The 20,981-nt window shown below is 47.8% G+C and carries 20 protein-coding genes and 1 tRNA gene; 8 read left to right on the forward strand and 13 right to left on the reverse strand.

The window, feature by feature from the left end; all coding sequences use genetic code 11:
• Positions 1-108, forward strand: a 108-nt coding sequence (locus tag IEV89_RS14550) for an integrase core domain-containing protein (protein ID WP_188471404.1), incomplete at its 5' end; no start/stop codon positions are given.
• A gap of 255 nt (positions 109-363) precedes the next feature.
• Positions 364-687, forward strand: a complete 324-nt coding sequence (locus IEV89_RS14555; RefSeq protein WP_188474256.1) for a colicin V synthesis protein — start codon at positions 364-366, stop codon at positions 685-687.
• A gap of 387 nt (positions 688-1,074) precedes the next feature.
• Here the strand turns inward: IEV89_RS14555 and IEV89_RS14560 are convergent, their stop codons facing one another.
• The 12 genes from IEV89_RS14560 to IEV89_RS14615 form a co-directional block, all read right to left on the reverse strand.
• On the reverse strand, positions 1,075-1,506 hold the full coding sequence (locus IEV89_RS14560; RefSeq protein ID WP_188474257.1) for a DcrB-related protein: 432 nt from the start codon (positions 1,504-1,506) through the stop codon (positions 1,075-1,077).
• Positions 1,507-1,555: 49 nt separating this feature from the next.
• Positions 1,556-3,709, reverse strand: coding sequence for a peptidase domain-containing ABC transporter (locus IEV89_RS14565; protein ID WP_188474258.1), 2,154 nt, complete (start codon positions 3,707-3,709; stop codon positions 1,556-1,558).
• Positions 3,710-3,734: 25 nt separating this feature from the next.
• A complete protein-coding gene (locus IEV89_RS14570; RefSeq protein WP_188474259.1) occupies positions 3,735-4,994 on the reverse strand; it encodes an HlyD family secretion protein in 1,260 nt (419 codons plus the stop codon).
• Positions 4,995-5,009: 15 nt separating this feature from the next.
• Complete coding sequence (locus tag IEV89_RS14575; protein WP_188474260.1) at positions 5,010-6,329, reverse strand: TolC family outer membrane protein; 1,320 nt, start codon at positions 6,327-6,329, stop codon at positions 5,010-5,012.
• Positions 6,330-6,344: 15 nt separating this feature from the next.
• Positions 6,345-6,992 (reverse strand): helix-turn-helix transcriptional regulator, encoded by a 648-nt coding sequence (locus IEV89_RS14580; protein WP_188474261.1) that lies wholly within the window; start codon positions 6,990-6,992, stop codon positions 6,345-6,347.
• Between the two features lie 105 nt (positions 6,993-7,097).
• Positions 7,098-7,826: a fimbria/pilus periplasmic chaperone gene (locus IEV89_RS14585; protein WP_229746487.1), complete on the reverse strand. Its 729-nt coding sequence runs from the start codon at positions 7,824-7,826 to the stop codon at positions 7,098-7,100.
• Complete coding sequence (stbD, locus tag IEV89_RS14590) at positions 7,792-9,138, reverse strand: fimbrial usher protein StbD (protein WP_188474262.1); 1,347 nt, start codon at positions 9,136-9,138, stop codon at positions 7,792-7,794. Before stbD ends, IEV89_RS14585 begins: the two co-directional genes overlap by 35 nt.
• An 8-nt stretch (positions 9,139-9,146) precedes the next feature.
• Positions 9,147-11,735, reverse strand: coding sequence for a fimbrial outer membrane usher protein (locus IEV89_RS14595; protein ID WP_188474263.1), 2,589 nt, complete (start codon positions 11,733-11,735; stop codon positions 9,147-9,149).
• The gene (locus IEV89_RS14600; RefSeq protein ID WP_188474264.1) at positions 11,713-12,438 is read right to left on the reverse strand and encodes a fimbria/pilus periplasmic chaperone; all 726 of its coding nucleotides are present in this window, start codon (positions 12,436-12,438) and stop codon (positions 11,713-11,715) included. The genes IEV89_RS14595 and IEV89_RS14600 overlap by 23 nt, the downstream gene beginning before the upstream one ends.
• A gap of 119 nt (positions 12,439-12,557) precedes the next feature.
• On the reverse strand, positions 12,558-13,103 hold the full coding sequence (locus tag IEV89_RS14605; RefSeq protein WP_188474265.1) for a fimbrial protein: 546 nt from the start codon (positions 13,101-13,103) through the stop codon (positions 12,558-12,560).
• A gap of 766 nt (positions 13,104-13,869) precedes the next feature.
• Positions 13,870-13,946, reverse strand: a tRNA-Arg gene (locus IEV89_RS14610).
• Positions 13,947-14,092: 146 nt separating this feature from the next.
• Complete coding sequence (locus IEV89_RS14615) at positions 14,093-15,004, reverse strand: L-lactate dehydrogenase (RefSeq protein ID WP_188474266.1); 912 nt, start codon at positions 15,002-15,004, stop codon at positions 14,093-14,095.
• 178 nt (positions 15,005-15,182) lie between these two features.
• Here IEV89_RS14615 and folD point away from each other — a divergent pair, with 178 nt between their 5' ends.
• Together folD and ybcJ are read left to right on the forward strand one after the other, a co-directional pair.
• Complete coding sequence (folD, locus tag IEV89_RS14620; RefSeq protein WP_188474267.1) at positions 15,183-16,049, forward strand: bifunctional methylenetetrahydrofolate dehydrogenase/methenyltetrahydrofolate cyclohydrolase FolD; 867 nt, start codon at positions 15,183-15,185, stop codon at positions 16,047-16,049.
• A gap of 28 nt (positions 16,050-16,077) precedes the next feature.
• On the forward strand, positions 16,078-16,299 hold the full coding sequence (gene ybcJ / locus IEV89_RS14625; protein WP_140470623.1) for a ribosome-associated protein YbcJ: 222 nt from the start codon (positions 16,078-16,080) through the stop codon (positions 16,297-16,299).
• An 82-nt stretch (positions 16,300-16,381) separates the two neighbouring features.
• Here ybcJ and cysS read toward each other — a convergent pair whose 3' ends face one another.
• Complete coding sequence (cysS, locus tag IEV89_RS14630) at positions 16,382-17,773, reverse strand: cysteine--tRNA ligase (RefSeq protein WP_188474268.1); 1,392 nt, start codon at positions 17,771-17,773, stop codon at positions 16,382-16,384.
• A 194-nt stretch (positions 17,774-17,967) separates the two neighbouring features.
• On the opposite strand from cysS, the gene ppiB reads away from it, so the two are divergent.
• The 4 genes from ppiB to purK all read left to right on the forward strand — a co-directional run bounded on the left by ppiB (position 17,968) and on the right by purK (position 20,926).
• Complete coding sequence (gene ppiB, locus IEV89_RS14635; RefSeq protein ID WP_188474269.1) at positions 17,968-18,462, forward strand: peptidylprolyl isomerase B; 495 nt, start codon at positions 17,968-17,970, stop codon at positions 18,460-18,462.
• A 10-nt stretch (positions 18,463-18,472) separates the two neighbouring features.
• Complete coding sequence (locus IEV89_RS14640) at positions 18,473-19,195, forward strand: UDP-2,3-diacylglucosamine diphosphatase (RefSeq protein ID WP_188474270.1); 723 nt, start codon at positions 18,473-18,475, stop codon at positions 19,193-19,195.
• Positions 19,196-19,352: 157 nt separating this feature from the next.
• Positions 19,353-19,862: a 5-(carboxyamino)imidazole ribonucleotide mutase gene (purE, locus tag IEV89_RS14645; RefSeq protein WP_188474271.1), complete on the forward strand. Its 510-nt coding sequence runs from the start codon at positions 19,353-19,355 to the stop codon at positions 19,860-19,862.
• The gene (gene purK, locus IEV89_RS14650) at positions 19,859-20,926 is read left to right on the forward strand and encodes a 5-(carboxyamino)imidazole ribonucleotide synthase (RefSeq protein ID WP_188474272.1); all 1,068 of its coding nucleotides are present in this window, start codon (positions 19,859-19,861) and stop codon (positions 20,924-20,926) included. The genes purE and purK overlap by 4 nt, the downstream gene beginning before the upstream one ends.
• Positions 20,927-20,981 lie beyond the last annotated feature (55 nt).

Below are 20,981 nucleotides of genomic sequence, written 5' to 3' on the forward strand. Positions count from 1 at the left end.
CGCGCAGAATATAACGAAGAACGTCCGCATAGCTCACTCGGTGATATGCCACCCGTTATCTATGCGAGGCAAAAACTGGCCGGAGATCCTCATTGGCGGTGGTACTAAAAACCGGAGGGACTACAAAAACACCTTCACTCCTTTCATGGTAGTTAACTACACATTAACTGTTGGATAAGTGTAACAAAGAAACATTGCAAGTACTTTAACTATCACTATAAAAATAGAAATTATTCTATATATTTTTTATTACTAAAAATGCAGAATAAAGCCATCGAAGTTACCAAGCAATAGGTATCCTTCGATTAACTAGAGTAAATTTTTATATTTTAAACACATGCAATATTTCAAAGGAGAGATTAAATGCGTGAACTAAACGTAATGGAAGTTGAAGCAGTTTCTGGTGCGGGTTTTTTAAGTTCGCTATCTAGCGCTATTTTAGCCGGCACTGTTTTTGCTGCTGGCGGTACATACATTGGTGGTGTTGGCGGTGGTTCAGGCGGTGGTTTTCTTGGGTTTGGTCTCTTTGGTGAAGCAGTAGGTGCAATCGCTGGCGGTATTCTGGGCGCTGCTACAGGCGCCGTTATGGGTGCAGCCTTGGGTTGGGATAATCCTGAGAGTATCAACAGCTTATCTACTCAGGTCATCACCAGTATTATTAACGGTAATTTTGCTGTAAGTGCATAATTAGTAATAAATGCAAGGGCTTTTTAGCCCTTGCATTTACCTTTCATAGAACCTCGTTATATTCCCCATACCTATCACGAATTAACTGATTTCTAGCAAAAAAAAACCTCCGAAAAACATATCTTTGACTGTATTTTTTAACCAACGAAATATTAAAATCAGTATAAAGATATCACCATGAACTCCCCACCAGAATTCCCCCCGCAATCATAATATAAAATTAAATAAGATAAATTAAAAAACCCACGCCAATTTCTATCTTGGAGTGGGTTAGTCGTTATTAAAACTCAGACACCAGGAGCTGTTCGTTAACTATTCCAGAGAAAATTAAATATTTACAATCTCTTTAATTACTTACTCATGTGGCTGCATGTATACCCCTTCAAATTAACTACCAGTTAATTTGAATTTCTTCACACAATTACGTAACCTATCAATTTGTTTTATCATGCTTTCCTCGTCGGGATAAACCGAAGTAAAGTTCATAATTGTATTGTCTTCAAGACATGATGCAAATGTTACCTGCCATACTCTCTGTCCATTCCCGGTAGTGAATGTAAATACAATTTGTATAGTAACTGCAAAAAGATCACGCTCATTAATCTCTTCCATTTTTACAAAATTGAATTGATTAAATATTTTTTGCGCATTATCTAGTTGTTGTGACATGTATGAAGAAAAAGTATGCCCCGAAGGCATACTATCGCGATTTATATTAATAGGCTGCCCCTGACTGAAAGAGATGATATTTATCGTTTGTACACGAATTTCTTCTTCGAAATCAAGTATACCTTCCAAGCAAATTAAACGATTGTTCATTTTTTCTCCTAATTAATAAATATGTGTGCAAATTGAGGCTTTGGCCAAGCTAAAGCACCGGATGTGAAGCGTTGACCAGTCTGATGAAATCATTTTTTGGTATTTCTGTTACGCTATTACGGCTTATCTGGATAATACGGTCCGCACTTAAAATAGTTTCCGGTCTGTGAGCAATAATAATTCGCGTTATTGCCATGTGCTTTATCGCCGCGTTGATGGCGCTTTCCCTTGCCACATCTAAATGACTGGTGGCTTCGTCAAGGATCAGAATTCGTGGTTTTCGGTACAATGCGCGCGCCAGAATGACACGCTGAACCTGGCCGCCGGACAGTGACGAACCCATGTCTCCAACCATGCTGTTGTATCCCATGGGCATCGCCATAATATCTTCGTGGATCTGCGCTATGCGTGCCACATTCTCTACATGATGGCGGTCGAGATCCGCATCAAAGAAGCTTATGTTGTCCATAATAGAACCAGCGAACAAAATATCGCTTTGCATGACGCTGCCAATAAGGTCGCGGTAGTGAGTCAAGCCCAGTTTGACGTGCTCGATATCATTGACGCAAAGCGTGCCTGAATCTGGTTTAAGCAACCCTAGCAAAAGCTTCGCCAACGTAGTCTTTCCCTGTCCAGAAGGACCTATAATGGCGACCGATTCGTCTGCCTTTATGGAAAGATTGAAATCAGTGAAGATAGCAGTATCGGTTTTCGAATAGCTGAAAGACAGATTGCGGATATCGAGTTTGATGGCCCCATGATCTTTCGGTAGAACCATGCGACTTTCCATATCCTGTTCTTTTTCTGTCAGCACAATGTCCGATATACGTTCCCCATGTAAGCGCAACATTTTGAATTCAATCAAAGCATTGATTAGCCCAGCTGATCGTGAAATAAACTGATCAGAAAACGAAATGAAGGCAATCAGCATCCCGCTGGTGAAATTTCCGTCCAGAACTTGAGACGCGGCCAGCCAAATCAGAACAATTTTACCTACGCCAGAAATGATGGACTGTAATGTGTTAAAACCAATAGAAAGTTTCTGCGTTGTGATGCCTTTGTTGGTTGATTCCACGGTTTCATTGGCAAAGGTAGAAACACGCAATTCCTGTTTGTTATTGAGCTTGATCGCCTGTACACCACGAATCGATTCCAGCAGCTGTGATTGAGCAATGGCCGACGCCATCAGCTGGTCTTCATTAGCCTGCCGGAAAGGCTCGAAGGATACCCAGCGTATTAGGGCATAGATCAGAAAAAGAGCGATCACAATAAAAGTCAGGCTCGAACTGTAAGTGAATATGACGGCTAACGTGACTAGTGACATCACGCCATCAAAAATTGAGGAGATAAAGCGACCGGTCAACGTACTTTGAATTGTGGAAATCGATCCGAAGCGGGACAAAATGTCCCCAACGTGACGCTCTTCAAAGTAGCTCAATGGCAGACCGAGCAAATGAGTACAGAGATTGCTCGACCATTGCACGCTGAGCAAGCTAGAAAACCAGGTCGTCACCCAGGAACGCAAGGCGCTGATAATGTTCTGAAACAGCGTGATGCTGATGAACGCTAGGCCTAGTAGCGCTAAAAGGTCACGATCCGAAGATACCAGCACTTGGTCTATCACCCACTGCATATAGAACGGCGAAATGATGCCGAAAAACTCCAGGGCCAGTGAAAGCAGGGCAACTTGCATGAAAGCCGAACCTATACCTGATACGTTGCGAATCAGGCGTAGCATTGAGATGTTTTTTTTCTCATCCTTTTGCTCAAAGGAGGCCGCAGGATAAAGTTCGAGTGCCACACCAGTAAAAGATCGAGAAACTTCAACTGTCGGCACGTTGCGTACACCGCGGGCCGGATCATGAATGATCGCTTTATTTCCCTTGATGCTTTTAAGCACAACAAAGTGATTCAGATCCCAGTGCAATATACACGGCAGACGCAACTTATCCATTTCATCGAGTTCAAGGCGTACGGCGCGGCAACTCATTCCCATATTTTGTGCAACGGACATAACATCAGAAAGCGTACTCCCCTTCAGGGATGTCGGGAATCGGTGGCGCAGGCTGACCATGTCAATGTGGTGGCCGAAATAACCTGCAATCATTCCCACGCAAGTCAAGCCACACTCTGCAGCCTGAGTCTGACGCAGCACTGGCAACTTCTGACGAAATGATAAATTTAATTTGTGCAAAAAATCCATGTTTAATCCAGGTAGCTATTTGAGTTCATAAAGAGGTCATTTTGCCAAGAGCATTTAGCGGCTCGAGTACCCATTCATATATATGTCGCTTGTCCACGATGAAATCGGCATCTACCCCACTGCCAGGCCTCAGATTGACTTGCTTGCCATACGCCTGAACGGATTGATGATCAATGGCCACTTTGACCTGATACATCGACTCCTTAATCTGACTATCACCGGTAATGGTCGATACTTCTTGTGGTGAAAGTGCTGACTTTGATATCTCAGTGACCGTGCCGTATTGCTGGCCAAACTTCTGCCACGGGAAAGACTGGTAGCGTAAAACCACACGTTGCCCCGGGCTTATAAACCCGATTGCACGGCTGCTGAGCATAATCCGCGCCTGCAAACGGGCGTTGTCCGGCAGGATGAGTGCGATAGTCTGGCCTGAACTGACGATTTGGCCCTGCTTGACGAGCACGGCGCTGACGGTGCCTTTTTCAGGGGCGCGCAAATCAATAGAGCGTCGTGATTCGTTTTCCACCATAGACTGCGTGATGTCGGAAAGCTTTTGCTGGATATCGTTCTTTTGTTGATAGTAGGTAATGGGTTGTTCACGTAACTGCTGCCGCGTTTGTGCCAACTGCTGGCGGACATCAATGCGCTGACGCGCGACTTCCTGCAAACGGACGCTGGCGTCAAGAGCGGTATTTTCCTGCTGTTCTACCTGCGTGTTGGAGGCGTAACCCTGTGTACGCATGGCCTTAATCTTGTCCAACTGCTTGTTAGCAAGCGTGATTTGCTGCGTCCGCTGGCGGTAAATTGTGTCCAGTTCAACCGACTGCTGTTTCAACAAAATTTCCTTTTCTTTCAGAGATTTCAAGGTCTCGTCGTTGAGCTGGTCAAGATTTAAAAGCTGATTTTTCAGGCCCTGTTGCTGAAGTTCTAGCTGGCTAGCAATCGCCTCGCGTGTCTGCCCATATCTTGTGGTAATTTCCGAAGAGATGGTGACGATATGGTCACTTTTATTTAAGCTGTCGCCTTCGTTGATAGGTAGGGCCATTACCCTGCCCGAACTCATGGCGGTAATATTCATCATCCCACCTTCCGGTACCAACACACCGCTGGCCGTTTCGCGTTTCGTGTAACTGCCAAAAATACAAAACGCAATGAGTACGGCTACCAGCACGCAGATTATTGTAAGGATCAGCCAGCGAAAGGGCGGGCTATACAGAGCGACGGAGCCGAGCACTTTTGTTTTCTTGGCATCCAGAGATTCCTTGCGAAATAAATCGTTATTCATGAGTCATATTCCCGGTCATGCTGCACCACAGCTAAAATTTTTCACTACTGAGTAATCGAGTGCACCGGTCGAGGAAGACAGTTTGACGACCGACTGGATCCACTTGTTTTGAGCCTGCGCAAGATCCTGAATAGCTTGGTAATACTCTTTCTCAGCATTAAAAACATCGATCAGCGTGCGCTGCCCAATCTCCCGTCCGTATCGCGTTGATGAAAGGCGTTTTTCCGATGAGCTGATGGCGCGCTTGTAAGCGTTAATACGCGCTTCATTGTTTTTTACGCCCGAAGCAGCCTGAATGGTCTGTTGCTCTGCTTTACGGCGCGCATCTATTAGCAAATCTTTGCTTTGTTCAAAACGGTGTGCAGCCTCAAGGCTCTGTGAAATCTGACTGCCGCCGGCAAACAGCGGAATAGAAACATTTAAGCCAAATGTGGTGTTGTCAGTTTTCGAAGTCGTACCGAACAGATCGTCGAGTGCATTACTGTTTTCCGCGCGGCTCCAGTTTTTACCGTAACCCGCCTGGAAAGTGACAACAGGAAGATGATTCGACGTTGCGGTGACTATATCCGTCTCACTCGCTTTCAAGGTTTGTATGGCGGCAAGGATATTGAGATTGTTCGCTACAGTTGCCCGCTTGAGCTTTTCAAGATCTAACGCTCCGGTAAAACGCAAGCAGCCCATGTCCTCTCCAGGAATACTTTGAGCGTCCAGACCCGTCAGTTGCCGGAACACCACGCTGGCATCATTAAGATCATTTTCCGCAGCTAAAACATCAGCCACTGATTTGTCATAGTTCGCCTGCGCTTCCGCTTCATCAAGATGTGTCCCGTCACCGAGTTCCAAAGCCTTGTGAGACTGCTTCAATTGAACATTGAAGGCTGCCTGAACCCGCTTACTGGTTTCGAGAACGCTGCGCTGATACAAGACGTCATACCAGGCTGTAACCACATCACTAATGAGTTTTTGTTGAGCAATCAGATAGTTCACATCGGCCAAATCACCGATGACGAGGGTTTTTTTCCAATCCGCATATTTAGATATGTCAAAGATCGGCTGTGTGACATTAAAGCTATAATTATGGCGTGTAACTCCTGCGGAATAAGTCGCATCCGGCTGGTCAGTTTTATTCCAGGCGCCATTGAGACTGATAACAGGTAGTAGTCCCGCGAACCCCTGATACTTTTTTTGGTTATCAGCATCATGCACGCTTCGTGCAGCATTGATTTCAGCATTATAGATATTCGCTGCAACAAGAGATTCTTGAAGCGATAAGGCGTAAGTATTGCTAGAGAATACCCCCCCCACAATAAGAGAGATGAATATTTTATTAAACATGGTGTTCCGAGAAATTTAATAGTCAAGAAATGTATTTTGATGTAAAAAACGCAATAGCTCACTTTCATTTTTGACATGAAGTTTATTCATCGCATTCCGTTTTTGAGTTGATATAGTACTCAATGCTCGGAATTTTTTTGATGCAATTTGTGAAAGGGAATACCCTTGGTTAACCAGGTTGATCACTTCCCACTCTTTTGGCGTCAGAACATCATTTTTTTGTTGCAAGTTCTTTTTTATCTCCATTGAAATATACGGTTTTTGATCTGGTGACATCATTACATTCATTAATCCTTTGATAAGTTCATTCGGCGTGTCATGAGAACTAATCAAGATATCCATTCCCGATTCGGCAATTTTCCTCAGTAAAATAGGTTTCATGTTCTTCGCAAAGAAGACGGTAATAGTATGTTTGTTTTCGCAAATTTCAGACAGCATCGCCCTAATTTCACTCTCCAGATAAAAACCGTCGAAAAGGCAGGATGAATTAATCATCACAATGTCCATTTTATTTTCTTTAACAGCTATTGTCAGTGATTCAGGGGTTGGAAAATGATGCAGCTGTAAATGGCTGAATTTCATTTCACGCTGAATATACGAAGCAATCAAATCATAGGACATATGATACTGATGAAAGTATGCGATATTCATTTTGGCTGGCATTATATTTATCATAGGCTATTTCAGATATATTAGGCTAGATAAGCCATTTAAAAAATACATTACACCCTGTCCATCAGGGTGATGGACAGGGACGTTTTTTAGTATTTATAAGTCCCGCTGGTATGTGGTTTGTTTGCCGAAATCATCAATTACTGACCAACTCACTTGTCTACTATTGCTCAAGGAAGTAACAGGAACCGTGGCAGAAGATTTCGGTGCTATCATTAAAGGTGTCAGCGAATTGCCTCCCAGACTGAGTCCGCCCAGCGTAAGATAGTACGGCGTAGGATTCTTTATCTGCAACGACCAGTCTTGGATCCCCACTTGTTTCAGCGCAAACTCTAGTAACCTACCGATGTTTTCTTCCGGCGCTTTCAGCCCGAAGGGGCGCACAAACACTTTCAATCGGATGCGAAGAGGTAAAATGACTTTCTTGTCTTCCGCACTGTCTGCCTGAGTGTTAGGTGGAATCTGATAAATATTCAACCAGTACACGCGTTCACGGTCAGACGGCATCTCCTGGCGGGAGAGGAGCATCACGCGCAGGTTGCGAGACTCCCCAGCGTCAAGTTTGAAGACCGGGGGTACGACGACAATTGGTGTACTGATACGATCTGGCGACGCAAGCGGGTCGTTATCATCACTCCAAACCTGAACCAGCGCGGGGGCCCGTTCGGAATTGACGAGTACCAGCGATTCCGCCGTGCTGTCTTCATTAAAAACTAAACGGCTCTGGGTACTGTTAACCACCGCCACGGAAAAGCTGGCATTCAGTAATAGTGCTGCCGCCAGTATGGGCTTACTGAAGACTGACAACGATCTGAGCTTGTGCATTAACTGATCCTGCTGCTGCCTGTAATCCCGGAAGCTGTTCCAGTGAAGCTGTAAACGTTCCACCATAAGCTTTACCGCCAGTTGACGTATCACCAGTGTTGCCCAGTAGATCGGCAAATCCGTACCATCCTGCAGCGTTACCTGTCCCAGTAGTCTCTTTCGATGAGAGCAGATTTAGCGCCGCTCCGGACGGAGAATACAAACGAATGCCGACACCGGAGGCCACGCCTTCCGTACCGTAGTGATCATCAAGTAGATAACTAATACCGCCTGAACTACTTTTAAGCCCCAGCGTGGAAGCCTGACTCAATGCCGTGGGCTGTGTCACCAGAAAACCCATCGCCACCGGCGCATTAGTGCTGCTGCTAGTTGTGCCGGAAATTGCTCCGGCATCGCATTCGATGGAGACATTGAACGAATTGGAACTGCTATTGCCGTTTCGCAAATCACCGACACTGATTGACGGTAACTGCACTACCTGATCAAAATCACTGACCTTGCACGTATTCCCGCGAATAATCGTGGTCGAACCGCCATACATGCTCCACACCGCCGAGGTCTCAAACGCTGAGGGCAAACTCGCGGTGGAACCTGTTTTCAGGTTCGTGTTCATGCCGTTTCCTTTGAAGACAACAAAGCCTTGAGGAGATAAGATCTGACTAAATGCGTCACGCGTGATAATAGCACCTGAGTTTATGTCGTTTGTTTTAACTAGCTCAAATGTTGCACTGCCGAAGGAGGACGCCGGAATATAAATGTGAGCCCCCACCGTGATGTAATCATCGTTAGTGAGCTTGCGTTCCTGCCATTGACCGGTGTAATACAGGCCGGTTTTCTGGTTGGTAATACGATAGGCGATACCCTGTGACGGTGTTGCATAACCACCTTCCACATCATTGACGGCATACCCGCCGTAAAAATTTCCACCAGCACCATAAAGTGCATACATTTCGTAAAGGGAATCAGCATCTGCCAGGTCACACTTGAAGACAATCTGGTTGGCGGAATACGGTACGTTCAGCGCCGTATCAATAAAGTTCAGGTTGGCGCTGGACAAAACGGTGCCGGCAGTCGCCAGTGACTGTGCCCCTGTTCCTATCGTGATCGTCCCGAAGGAAATCTTGGCAGCGGAATTGAAAAATCCCCCCCAATTTTTCGCAGTGTAGCCTGAATCAACCACGGCCTGAGGAATCGTAGAGTATGAGGAACCTATGCCGATGACTTTGAAGCAAGCTGCGTGAGCCCAAGACGAACAGGCCACCATGGTTGCAGTCACTAACCACGTTTTAAACTGAGTGATTGAAAATTTCATGATGATTCTCACTGTACGCAGGTGCCGTTTAAATGGATGAAATTACTGCCATCAGCTTTTTTCTGAGTAGGCATCTGATAATTTACGCGGCATGATTTGCCGGCTCCCCAGCGGATGAATAATGTACCGGAGGCATCCGGGAGACGTGCGTAAACCTGACCGTTCTGGCCCGCCATCCCAACATTGTTTCCATCGCGATCTTTGACATCAGCACCCATTGGTACCGGTGAGCCGTCTGGCATCATTACCGTAATCAGTGCCGGTACTCCGTTCAGTGTTTTGAAGGTAATTTTGGGCACTGAACCCAGCACCGGCACCACGCGCACGTTGCCGCCTTCCAGTTCAACGTCCTGATCCATGGAGTTGCCATCAATGCTGATGGTGTTGTAGCGATAAGGAGCCAGAGACGGCACGATGGCGTAGCCGAAGGCATCAATTTTCGCACCTTGGGCATTATTGACGCGGGCACCGGTGGCGCCTTTGGCCTCAACAAGCGCAAATGTATCACTTGCATAAGGGCCATAGGTCATACCGCCGCCATGTAGGGCCAATGTGCCAGAAGTGCCCAGTCCCATCTGATGATAATTATCACTGTGCGCATAAGAGGCCCGTATAGTCCCCATTCGTGTGCGTTCCTGAAGGTTAGTCCCCCAACGCACGTCATGATTCTTGCCTTCTTCTCTGTCGGAATACTGGTCGTGATTGGCATATAAGGAATAAGTAAAATCACTTTCCTGGCCTGCGGAACCGGAAAGAGTCGTCATCATCGAACGTGTATTTTTATCTTTCATCATGTCAAATGAGACGCTTGAACGAGAGTCGCGCCAGTCCAGAGGAACGGACAAACCGATTGAAATTACATTTTCGGTGTATTTCTGATAACGGCTGGAGTCGTAATCAGAATCATTCACGCTATAGACATTGCGGTTGCTCCAGCTAGAACGCTGGCGCCCGACGTTGATGTTGTAGCTGAGCTTCTTCCACATGTTGTTATATGACAGTTGCAGCTCAGAAACGCGCGAACGGTTATTATAGTAATCTGTGCTGCTGCCATTGAGTGAAAGCGTACCGTATTCGCTCATGTTCTGGCTTAGTGTTGCCATGAAACGGTTACGCTGTTTCAACGTATCAGAATAATAATTTGACCCGCCATTTTCCTGACGGCGTACGCCCAGCACATCTTGCAGGTCGCGGTAACCGGCGGTTGAATAGCGATATGCCGCCAGCACAATATTGGTGTTTGTTGAGAAAGTTTTGCTGTACGACGCCTCAGCTCGCCATCCGCTTTTCGACTGGTTGTTTTCCACTCGCGCATGTGACCAAGTGGTATTAAGGGATAACGCCCCGAGTTCTGATGCATAGACGCCACCGACCAGCAATGCCTGATAATCATTGGCAAAACGCGCACCAGTGTTTGACGTGATACTGTTATTGACCCCGTACTGAAGAACGCCCTCGGTAAAGGCATTTTGCACAGAGTAATAATTACGGACTTTACCGGCTGCAAATTGATAACTCAGATTACCAGGGCGCATAGAGCCAGGCACTGCAGCATAAGGCACGACGAAGAAAGACGACTTTCCATCAGCTTCAATTATCTGAACCTGTAAATCCCCTTGGCTGCGAGTATTGTAGAGGTCATCAATCAGGAACGGACCCGGCGGCACCTGTGTTTCATAAATGACGTTACCGGCCTGACGGATCAGAACCCGAGCATTAGTGCTCGCCACGCCACGCACTTCCGGGGCATAACCGAGTCTGCCCTGCGGCCACATCCGCTGATCGGTGGCAAGTTTCACTCCGTTAAAGGACATCGAACCAAACATTGAGCTGTCCGTATAGGTATCACCGACCATCAGTTCGCTGGAAATAGTTGGTAGCGGACGCTGCACCCAGGTACGCACTGCGTTCCATTTATAGTGATCGCCACCGGTGCTGCTTTCCATATAACGCAGATTGGCCTGATGGCGTAACTGCCACATGCCGAGGTTGCCCCCTGCGTTGATCATGCTCCACAAATAGTTGTAGTGAGAGTCACGCATAATGTTGCGTGTAAAACTGGTGTTGTGGCGTAAAAACACCAGCGGCGCACCGGCATCCCATTCCGATATAGGAATGAAGTCACGTGGCTGACGGTTCAGCAAAATCTGCGGAATTAAAACCGCCAAAGTCAGGGTTGATTGCTGAATTTTCCAGCTGCCCTGTTGGGTAATCTCCGAAAAATATACACACTGCTTCTGAGCACCTTTAAGAGACTGAGTTTTAAGCTGCAAAAGCTTTATCAAATCGCTGTCAAGACAAGGCTGTGCGCTTTTATCGTTCGCATTCTCCTTGCGGAACTCAACCGGAACCTGGCTTTTAATTTTTATCCCGTTCAGGCTGATATCAAGCGTCTGCGAACCTTCAGGAATAATGCTTTGGGTTTCGTTAAATTGATCAAGATCGATACTTTCTGCAAAATCTGAACCCGCGAGCAGATGACTGTCGAAGCGATAACCCTCGGCAAAAGCAGAGTGAGTGAATAACGATGCTCTAATCACACAAGAAAGTATTGCCAGGCGAAAAAACATATTCTTATTTTTGGATTGGATACTCATGGGTCACCACTGCTCCAAAGTCATTAACCAGACCGATTTCAATTCCCTGGGCCTTCTTACCGGTCACTTTTCCAGCGTTAAGAGTCACATCTTGCAGAGAAAAAGGTGCAATCATTGGTGCCTTACCTTTTGCATAAACTCCGTTCACTGCTACCGTGCTTAATGAGATATAAAAAGGTGAATTGTTGGTGATACGGATGTTATTGGATGTCACATTACTGAACGTCAGATAATCAAAAATCTTCTTCTTATTCGCTGCCAAACCAGCCGGACGGTAGAAAACCTTCAATCTATTTTTCATAATAATGATCATTTGGTTACCTTTATCACCGGCAATATTTGCCGGGGGTACTTGCAGAAAATTAAAATAAAAAATGGATTCTCTATCCTGAGGTAATGTTTTCCCTCCGGTAAAGAAGATACGTAAAACTTGTCCGTCTTTGGCTGCAATTCTGAATGTTGGCGGAGTGACTATAAACGGCGCTTTACCCGTTGTCGGTGTAGAGTTTTCATCACCGCTGTCAAACCAAGCCTGGATAACATAAGGGAATTCATCATTATTTCTCAACTGCACATCGACGGATTTTGCATCAGAAGAATAAATAACGCGAGAACCTGTCATCACGACACTCGCTGATGCACAAAATGAAATCCCTAGAGTTAATATAAATAAAAAAATGCTACGCCATTGTAAGCGGGACATAATATTCACCCGTTAAAATTATTATCTAACTTTTTTGGATAAGATTAAAAGGTCATCCCTGACCTTAGTTAATCTGAATAAATTATTCAGATAAGAAACATCCCTGACTCACAACAAAATTAGTTGTAGCTAACAGAGTATTGCATTGTTGACTCAACCGCACCGGCAGTTGCCTGACCAGTAGCAACATATTGTGCTGTATAAGTTGCTGAAGCAGAGCTTTCACCTGCAGCTACCGTCAGGTCACCGTCAGCAACGAACGGAGAAGAAAAGTCAATGGCTGTCGAGTTGGTATCCAAGATTTGAATATTTACGTTAGTTGCTGCATCAGTGGTTGCCACGTTACTCAGGTCGCCCGTGGTTGAAACGCTGTTACCTACGAATACGCTGGATACTTTTGTTGCAGCGTCAGTGCTGCCAGTACAACCCGACACACCAATATCGAAAGTTGCTTGACCCGCAGTTTGACCTGCTGTAGCCAGTGCAGTGGCATTAACACTTGGCAGTAGAACCAGTGGTTTAGCGCTATTACCATTGATAGTTACGGAACAGGTTTCTGACGTAACTTCGCCCTGGAAACTCATTGTATTATCAGAAAGTGCGAATGCTTGAGAAGCGAAAAGAACGGACATCGCTGTTACAGATAAGAAAGTTAACTTTTTCATTACAAAATACCCTATATTCCCTATAATTTATTCGTGCGAAAGTGATATTTCGCATTCCATTCCACTCTGATTATTAAGTTAAACCCGCCGAGTCTGGCTCTATAAGGGGGGGTTGAAATTAAACATCAAAAGCAGATGCAATAAAAGTAAGACACATATTGCCAAGTAACTTTACAATAATGACATGATATTATTTTAATGAATAAATATCATTAAATATGAAGTCGAATTCGGGGCTTTCACAGAGTGAAAAATGAGAGCGTTATTTTATATAAAATGCGCAAGTTAAGAAAACTTAACAATTCATTAAGATTAATAATGGATTACGCTTACTCCACCAGGTAATTGTGAAAGGCTTTATTGAATAAATAATATTGAGATAACAAAGTCTCCTGTCAGTCATTTTCTCAGACAATCCTTACACTGTCTGGCACGTTTGTACGCATCATTTGCCATTATGTCAGCGAACATCAATTGTTCAGCACCCTGTTGTAAGCTTTTCAGTTTGTGATTTTGAATTTTCATTTTGCTACGGGATATTGCTACAGGATGATGAGTACGGCGATCTGAACCTTATTGCATACAGATTGAGTTTCAATTTGGGATATCCCACTTCATTGAACCTGAGGATACTTTCATTTATTTATCCGCTATCTGCATGTGGATTTCAATGGGTATGGATAGCTGTTGAGATAATAGAATCTGGCTGAAAGCCTTAAAAATAGAGGGAGTAGTGGACTTTAGGGGATATGAAAAGAAGTAAGGGTGGTACGCCCTACAGGATTCGAACCTGTGACCTACGGCTTAGAAGGCCGTTGCTCTATCCAACTGAGCTAAGGGCGCATTGCAGTCCTGTTAGGGAGCGTTGCGGACTCGGATTATACGGGCAGGTCGCAATGAGTCAATGGCTTTCGAACTCACTGCTTAATGACTGAACGATTTGCTCACATTCTTTACTGCATCCGTTTTTACAGGGAGTCCGCGAAAACCTATTTCTCTGAATTGATGGCTGCCGTAATAACCCGTGCCGATGCCTGATAGGCGTTATTTTCATAGGCAGTCAGTTCAGGTTGCAGAGTTTGTACGATACCTCGCTTGCCGATCACCGCAGGCTGACCAATGTAGACCTTCAGTTTTTCGTCCCATGCTGAGACGGGATAAATCGTATTGGCATCTGACAAAATCGCATCGACTAAACGTGCGGCTGCCGTGGCAATGCCAAAACTGGTCCAGCCTTTGCCCTGCAGAATCTCCCAGCCGCCACCACGTACCGCGCTTTCCATCCTGGCCCAATCAACCACGCGGTCCCCGGCCAGTTCTGTCACTGGGCGACCACCCAGCGTGACGGTACTCCAGGCGACAAACTGTGATTCACCATGTTCGCCAAGCACATAGCCTGTAACGCTTTTCGGGTCTAAGTCGAAGAACTCACCCACTACGCGTTTCATGCGGGCAGTATCCAGAAGTGTGCCTGTGCCGAAAACCTGCTGATCCGGGAAGCCACTGGTTTGCTGAATTATCTGGGTTATCACGTCGCACGGGTTGGTGATGTTAAGGATAACCCCGCCAAAGCCACTGGCAATAATACGTGGCAACAGCGCACGGACCGCAGCGCGGGTCTCGGCCAGCTCTTCCAGTCGGTCTTCACGCAATAAGGTTTTAGGACCTACAGCCATGACGACGACATCTGCATCATGCAATTCGTTATAGTCGTTGGCGATAACATTAACCCGCGACGCGCTAAGTGCGGCCATATCACGCAGCTCCAACATCTGACTGGCTGCCTTCGCTTCATTTTCATCCAGCAAAACAATCACATCACACAATCCCTGCGTGACCAGCGAAAAGGCCACATCAGCACCGACATGGCCCGTGCCGATAATTCCCACTTTACGTGTCATCCCGCTTTCCTTATGTATTCGATTTGACGTTCTCCTAAAATAGCCCCATTCCATGCAAACTTCTGCGCAATCCCGCCGCTATTTTACGGACCAAAACAATTCAGCGCCTGACAGCGCGCGCTGCATCTGCCAAAATAGCGCATCCCCTGCATTTTTTAATTGATGGATTTAATCCCCGATGTCAGCAAAGATTATTGACGGTAAAACGATTGCGCAGCAGGTCAGAAATGAAGTTGCGGAAAAAGTAAAACAACGACTGGCTGACGGTAAGCGTGCGCCAGGCTTAGCTGTTGTCTTAGTCGGAGAGAACCCGGCCTCGCAGATTTATGTCGCCAGCAAGCGCCGCTCCTGCGAAGAAGTGGGCTTTCTGTCGCGCTCTTATGATTTGCCCGACACCACTTCCGAAGGCGAGCTGCTTAAGCTAATTGATGAACTGAACAGCGACGACGCCATCGACGGCATTCTGGTTCAGTTGCCGCTGCCTGCGGGCATCGATAACATCAAGGTTCTGGAACGTATTCACCCGGACAAAGATGTTGACGGCTTCCATCCTTATAATGTCGGCCGCCTGTGTCAACGTGCGCCGACTTTGCGCCCTTGCACTCCCCGCGGCATTGTGACGCTGCTGGAACGTTATGGTATCGACACCTTCGGCCTGAATGCCGTGGTGATTGGTGCGTCCAATATCGTGGGTCGCCCGATGAGTATGGAATTGCTGCTGGCCGGTTGTACTACCACCGTCACGCACCGTTTTACTAAAAACTTGCGTCACCATGTCGAAAACGCCGATCTGGTGGTGGTTGCCGTCGGTAAACCTGGGTTTATTCCCGGCGAATGGATTAAACCGGGCGCAATCGTAGTGGATGTCGGTATAAACCGTCTGGAAAGTGGTAAAGTTGTCGGCGATGTTGAATTTGATGCTGCCGCCGAGCGCGCTTCATTTATTACACCGGTGCCGGGCGGCGTAGGCCCGATGACGGTCGCGACGCTGATTCAAAATACCTTGCAAGCTTGCGAGGAATATCACGACATCAGCGCCAACTAAAAGTCAGTAACAAATAAGTCAGGAAACCATGGAAACTTTTTTTCTCGAAAAACACCCGCATGTTGAACTGTGCGACCTGCTCAAATTTATGGGCTGGTGTGAAAGCGGCGCAGCGGCTAAAGCCGTGATTGCCGAAGGTCAGGTGAAGGTCAACGGGCAGGTTGAAACCCGTAAACGTTGCAAAATCCTTGCTGACCAGCAAGTTGAATTCGCCAGCAGCAAACTGGTCGTCAAAGCCTCAGCCGAATAAACCGTCGGTTCTGAGCATAAAAAACGCGGAGGGGATTAACCCGACCGCGTTTTTTTATGACGTTTTTACAACACCAAACCGATCACTTACGACGCCACGTTGTACCTGAAGGGCCATCTTCCAGCACAATTCCCATCTCGTTTAAGCGATCGCGCGCTTTGTCCGCCATGCCCCAGTCTTTGCTGGCACGGGCGTCGTTACGCTGTTTGATCAGCGCTTCAACTTCAGCCACTTCGCTGTCGTCATCTGCTTGCGCGCCGGATTGCAGGAACTGTTCAGGGTCTTTCTCCAGCAGGCCCAGAACACTGCCCAATTTGCGCAGTTCAGCGGCTAACCCATTGGCGGCCTGCATATCTTCCACTTTCAGACGGTTGATATCGCGCGCCATGTCAAACAGAACCGAATAGGCTTCAGGCGTGTTGAAATCATCGTCCATTGCTTCACGAAAGCGTGCCACAAAGGTTTCACCACCGGCGGGGATAGCCTGCGCATCGGTACCGCGCAGCGCTGTGTACAGACGCTCAAGCGAGGTCCGCGCCAACTTGAGGTTCTCTTCACTGTAGTTCAGTTGGCTGCGGTAGTGGCCTGACATCAGGAAGTAGCGCACGCTCTCGGCATCGTAATATTTTAGGACGTCGCGCACGGTAAAGAAGTTATCCAGCGATTTGGACATCTTCTCGCGGTCGATCATCACCATGCCGGAATGCATCCAGGTATTGACGTAAGGGCCGTCATGGGCACAACTCGACTGAGCGATTTCATTTTCGTGATGCGGGAACATCAGATCAGAACCGCCACCATGAAGATCAAAATGTTCGCCAAGCTGCTTGCAGTTCATGGCTGAACATTCGATATGCCAGCCTGGACGCCCTTCGCCCCAAGGCGAGGTCCAGCTTGGTTCTCCTGGCTTGGACATTTTCCATAACACGAAGTCCATCGGGTTACGTTTTACATCGGCGGCCACTTCAACGCGCGCACCGGCCTGTAACTGATCCAGATCCTGGCGTGACAGTAGGCCGTAGTCCGGATCGCTTTCGACCCAGAACATCACGTCACCGTTGGAGGCGACGTAGGCATGATCGCGGTCGATCAGCTTTTGCACAATCTCGATGATTTCATGAATGTGGCCGGTAGCGCGGGGTTCGGCATCAGGAGGCAAGATCCCCAGCGCAGCAAAATCAATGTGCATTTCAGCGATCATACGATCAGTCAGCGCAGTAAAATCTTCGCCGTTCTCTGCCGCACGTTTAATGATTTTGTCGTCAATATCGGTGATATTACGCACATATTTCAGATCATAGCCCAGGTAACGCAGATAGCGTGATACCACGTCAAATGACACAAATGTGCGTCCATGTCCAATGTGACACAGGTCATAAACGGTGATCCCACACACGTACATACCGACTTTACCGGCATGAATTGGCTTGAATTCCTCTTTTTGGCGACTTAGGGTATTAAAAATCTTCAGCATCAGGCTATTCCGTGTTGGGCATTGAAAACGTCAATGACGCTCATAATATAACGAAAACGCATCTACCGAAACGGCATAAGCCGCTCAGTGTCCGAAACAGGCTGCTGACGCCTGCTTTTGAGTTATGGTATAAGAAAAGGCTATAGTAGCGGCTCACACTGAGAGCACACATCAACATAAGCAGGATGATTATTATGGTCACTTTACACACCAACCACGGCGACATCGTTATTAAAACTTTCGCGGACAAGGCACCGGTCACCGTCGAAAACTTCCTGAACTATTGCCGTAAGGGTTTCTACGACAACACCATTTTTCACCGTGTCATTAACGGTTTTATGATTCAGGGTGGCGGTTTTGAGCCAGGCATGAATCAGAAAAATACTGACGCACAAATCAAAAACGAAGCCAATAACGGTCTAAAAAACAACAAAGGCACGTTGGCGATGGCCCGTACCAATGACCCGCATTCTGCTACCGCACAGTTTTTCATCAACGTCAGCGACAACGATTTTCTTAACCACACCGGTGAAAATGAGCAAGGCTGGGGTTATTGCGTGTTTGCAGAAGTCACCGAGGGTCTGGACGTCGTTGAGAAAATCAAAGCTGTGAAAACGGGCCGTAGCGGTATGCACCAAGACGTTCCAAAAGAAGATGTTGTGATCCAAAGCGTTACTGTCAGCGAATAACTGACATTTAATGGCCACATTTTTTATCGCAGATATTCATCTTTGCGCACAGGAACCGGCAATTACTGCCGGTTTTCTGCGTTTTTTACGCGAAGATGCGCCGCAGGCTGATGCGCTGTACATCCTTGGGGATCTGTTTGAGGCCTGGATCGGCGACGACGATCCACAACCATTGCACGGCGACATCGCAGCAGCGCTGAATACCCTCCACCAGCAAGGCGTGCCCTGTTTTTTCATTCACGGTAACCGCGACTTTCTGGTTGGGCGACGTTTTGCCCGCGACAGCTCGATGCAGATTCTGCCGGAAACCAAATTGCTCCAACTCTATGGCCGACGGTTGCTGATTTTACACGGCGACACGCTTTGTACTGACGACATCGGTTATCAAAAATTCCGCAAGAAAGTGCGCAATCCGCTGATTCAGAAAATCTTCCTCGCCCTGCCGCTTAAATGGCGACTGTCCATTGCAGCCAGAATGCGCGCCGACAGTAAAGCGTCTAATCGCGGAAAGTCACTGGACGTCATGGACGTCAATCCGCAGGCGGTGATCAACGCGATGCAGGAGAATCGCGCCGAATGGATGATTCACGGTCATACCCATCGCCCCGCTATTCACGACGTGCCGCTAAACGGTAAGACCGGACACCGCGCAGTACTGGGAGCCTGGCATGAAGAAGGATCGATGATCACCGTCAGCGCCGACGGTATAGAGTTGGTGACCTTTCCGTTCTGATCTTCACCCCAAGCCGACTTCCCACACAAACCCTCTACGCAATCGTTTTCCTCGCTATGTGAGCATGATATGATTTGCGCCCTCTCCGCCAGAAAACCTCGGGGTAAGTTCTCCGAAAGTCTGGCGACGCTGGTTTAATCACAGGAGCTTTACAGACATGTCATCCAACGTTACCCCGGCAAAAATCGCCATCGTTATGGGGTCTAAAAGTGACTGGGCGACCATGCAGTTCGCCGCCGAGGTTCTCACAACGCTGAATATTCCTTTCCATGTCGAAGTTGTTTCCGCTCACCGCACGCCAGATAAACTGTTCAGTTTTGCCGAACAGGCGTCAGGAAACGGTTTAGATGTGATTATCGCAGGCGCGGGCGGCGCAGCCCATTTACCTGGCATGCTGGCAGCGAAAACGCTGGTGCCAGTGCTCGGCGTACCGGTACAAAGCGCAGCCCTAAGCGGTGTGGATAGCTTGTATTCTATCGTCCAGATGCCGCGCGGCATTCCAGTCGGTACGCTGGCTATCGGTAAAGCCGGTGCAGCGAATGCCGCCCTGCTGGCGGCACAGATTCTGGCGCTGCACGACGCAGAGATTGGCAAAAGTCTGGCGGCGTGGCGCAAGGCGCAAACGGATGAAGTGCTGAATAATCCCGATCCCCGGGAGGAAGCATGAAGCCAGTTTGCGTACTCGGTAACGGTCAGTTAGGCAGAATGCTGCGTCAGGCCGGAGAACCCTTAGGTATTGCCGTTTATCCGATCGGCCTTGATGCGGAACCTGAGGCGGTGCCTTTTCATCAGAGCGTGATCACCGCTGAGATTGAGCGCTGGCCAGAAACCGCACTGACACGCGAACTGGCGACGCATAAAGGCTTTGTGAACCGTGATATTTTCCCGCGTTTGGCCGACCGCCTGACGCAAAAACAGCTGCTCGACCAGCTCGGTCTGGCGACGGCACCGTGGCAATTACTGGCCGATGCCAGCGAGTGGCCGCCGCTCTTCGCTCAGCTCGGCGACCTGGCGATTGTGAAGCGCCGCGTCGGTGGTTACGATGGCCGTGGCCAGTGGCGCTTGCGTCCCGGCGAAGAAGACACCTTGCCGGAAGAGTGCTACGGCGAGTGTATCGTTGAACAGGGCATCAATTTTTCTGGCGAAGTATCACTGGTTGGCGCGCGTGGCCACGACGGCCAGACGGTGTTTTATCCGCTGACTCACAACCTGCATCAGGACGGTATTCTGCGCACCAGCGTCGCGCTACCCACGCAGGATGCCGCGCTGCAACAGCAGGCCGAAAGTATGTTGTCGACCATCCTCAATGAGCTGAATTATGTTGGCGTGATGGCGATGGAATGCTTTGTAGTCAGCGAAGGTTTACTGATCAATGAACTGGCACCGCGCGTCCACAACAGCGGGCACTGGACACAAAACGGTGCCTCCTACAGCCAGTTCGAGATGCATCTTCGCGCCATCCTCAATCTACCCTTGCCGAAACCGGTGGTCAGTACGCCGTCGGTAATGGTCAATCTGATCGGAACGGATATCTCAACCAAGTGGCTGAGTCTGCCGCTGGTGAATTTACACTGGTATCAGAAAGAGGTGCGTGAAGGCCGCAAGGTCGGCCATCTGAATCTGAATGACCCCAGCCCAACGTTACTGAAAGAGACGTTGAACGCTTTAGTCCCTATGCTGCCGCCAGAGTACAAAAGCGGTATCGAATGGGCGATGAGCAAACTCGTTTAATGTGTCCTGCGGCCGCCCAATTTGGGCGGCCGCTAACAGCCTTTTTCTTATTCCA

It is taken from the genome of Hafnia psychrotolerans (genome assembly GCF_014639435.1).
Lineage (GTDB): Bacteria > Pseudomonadota > Gammaproteobacteria > Enterobacterales > Enterobacteriaceae > Ewingella > Ewingella psychrotolerans.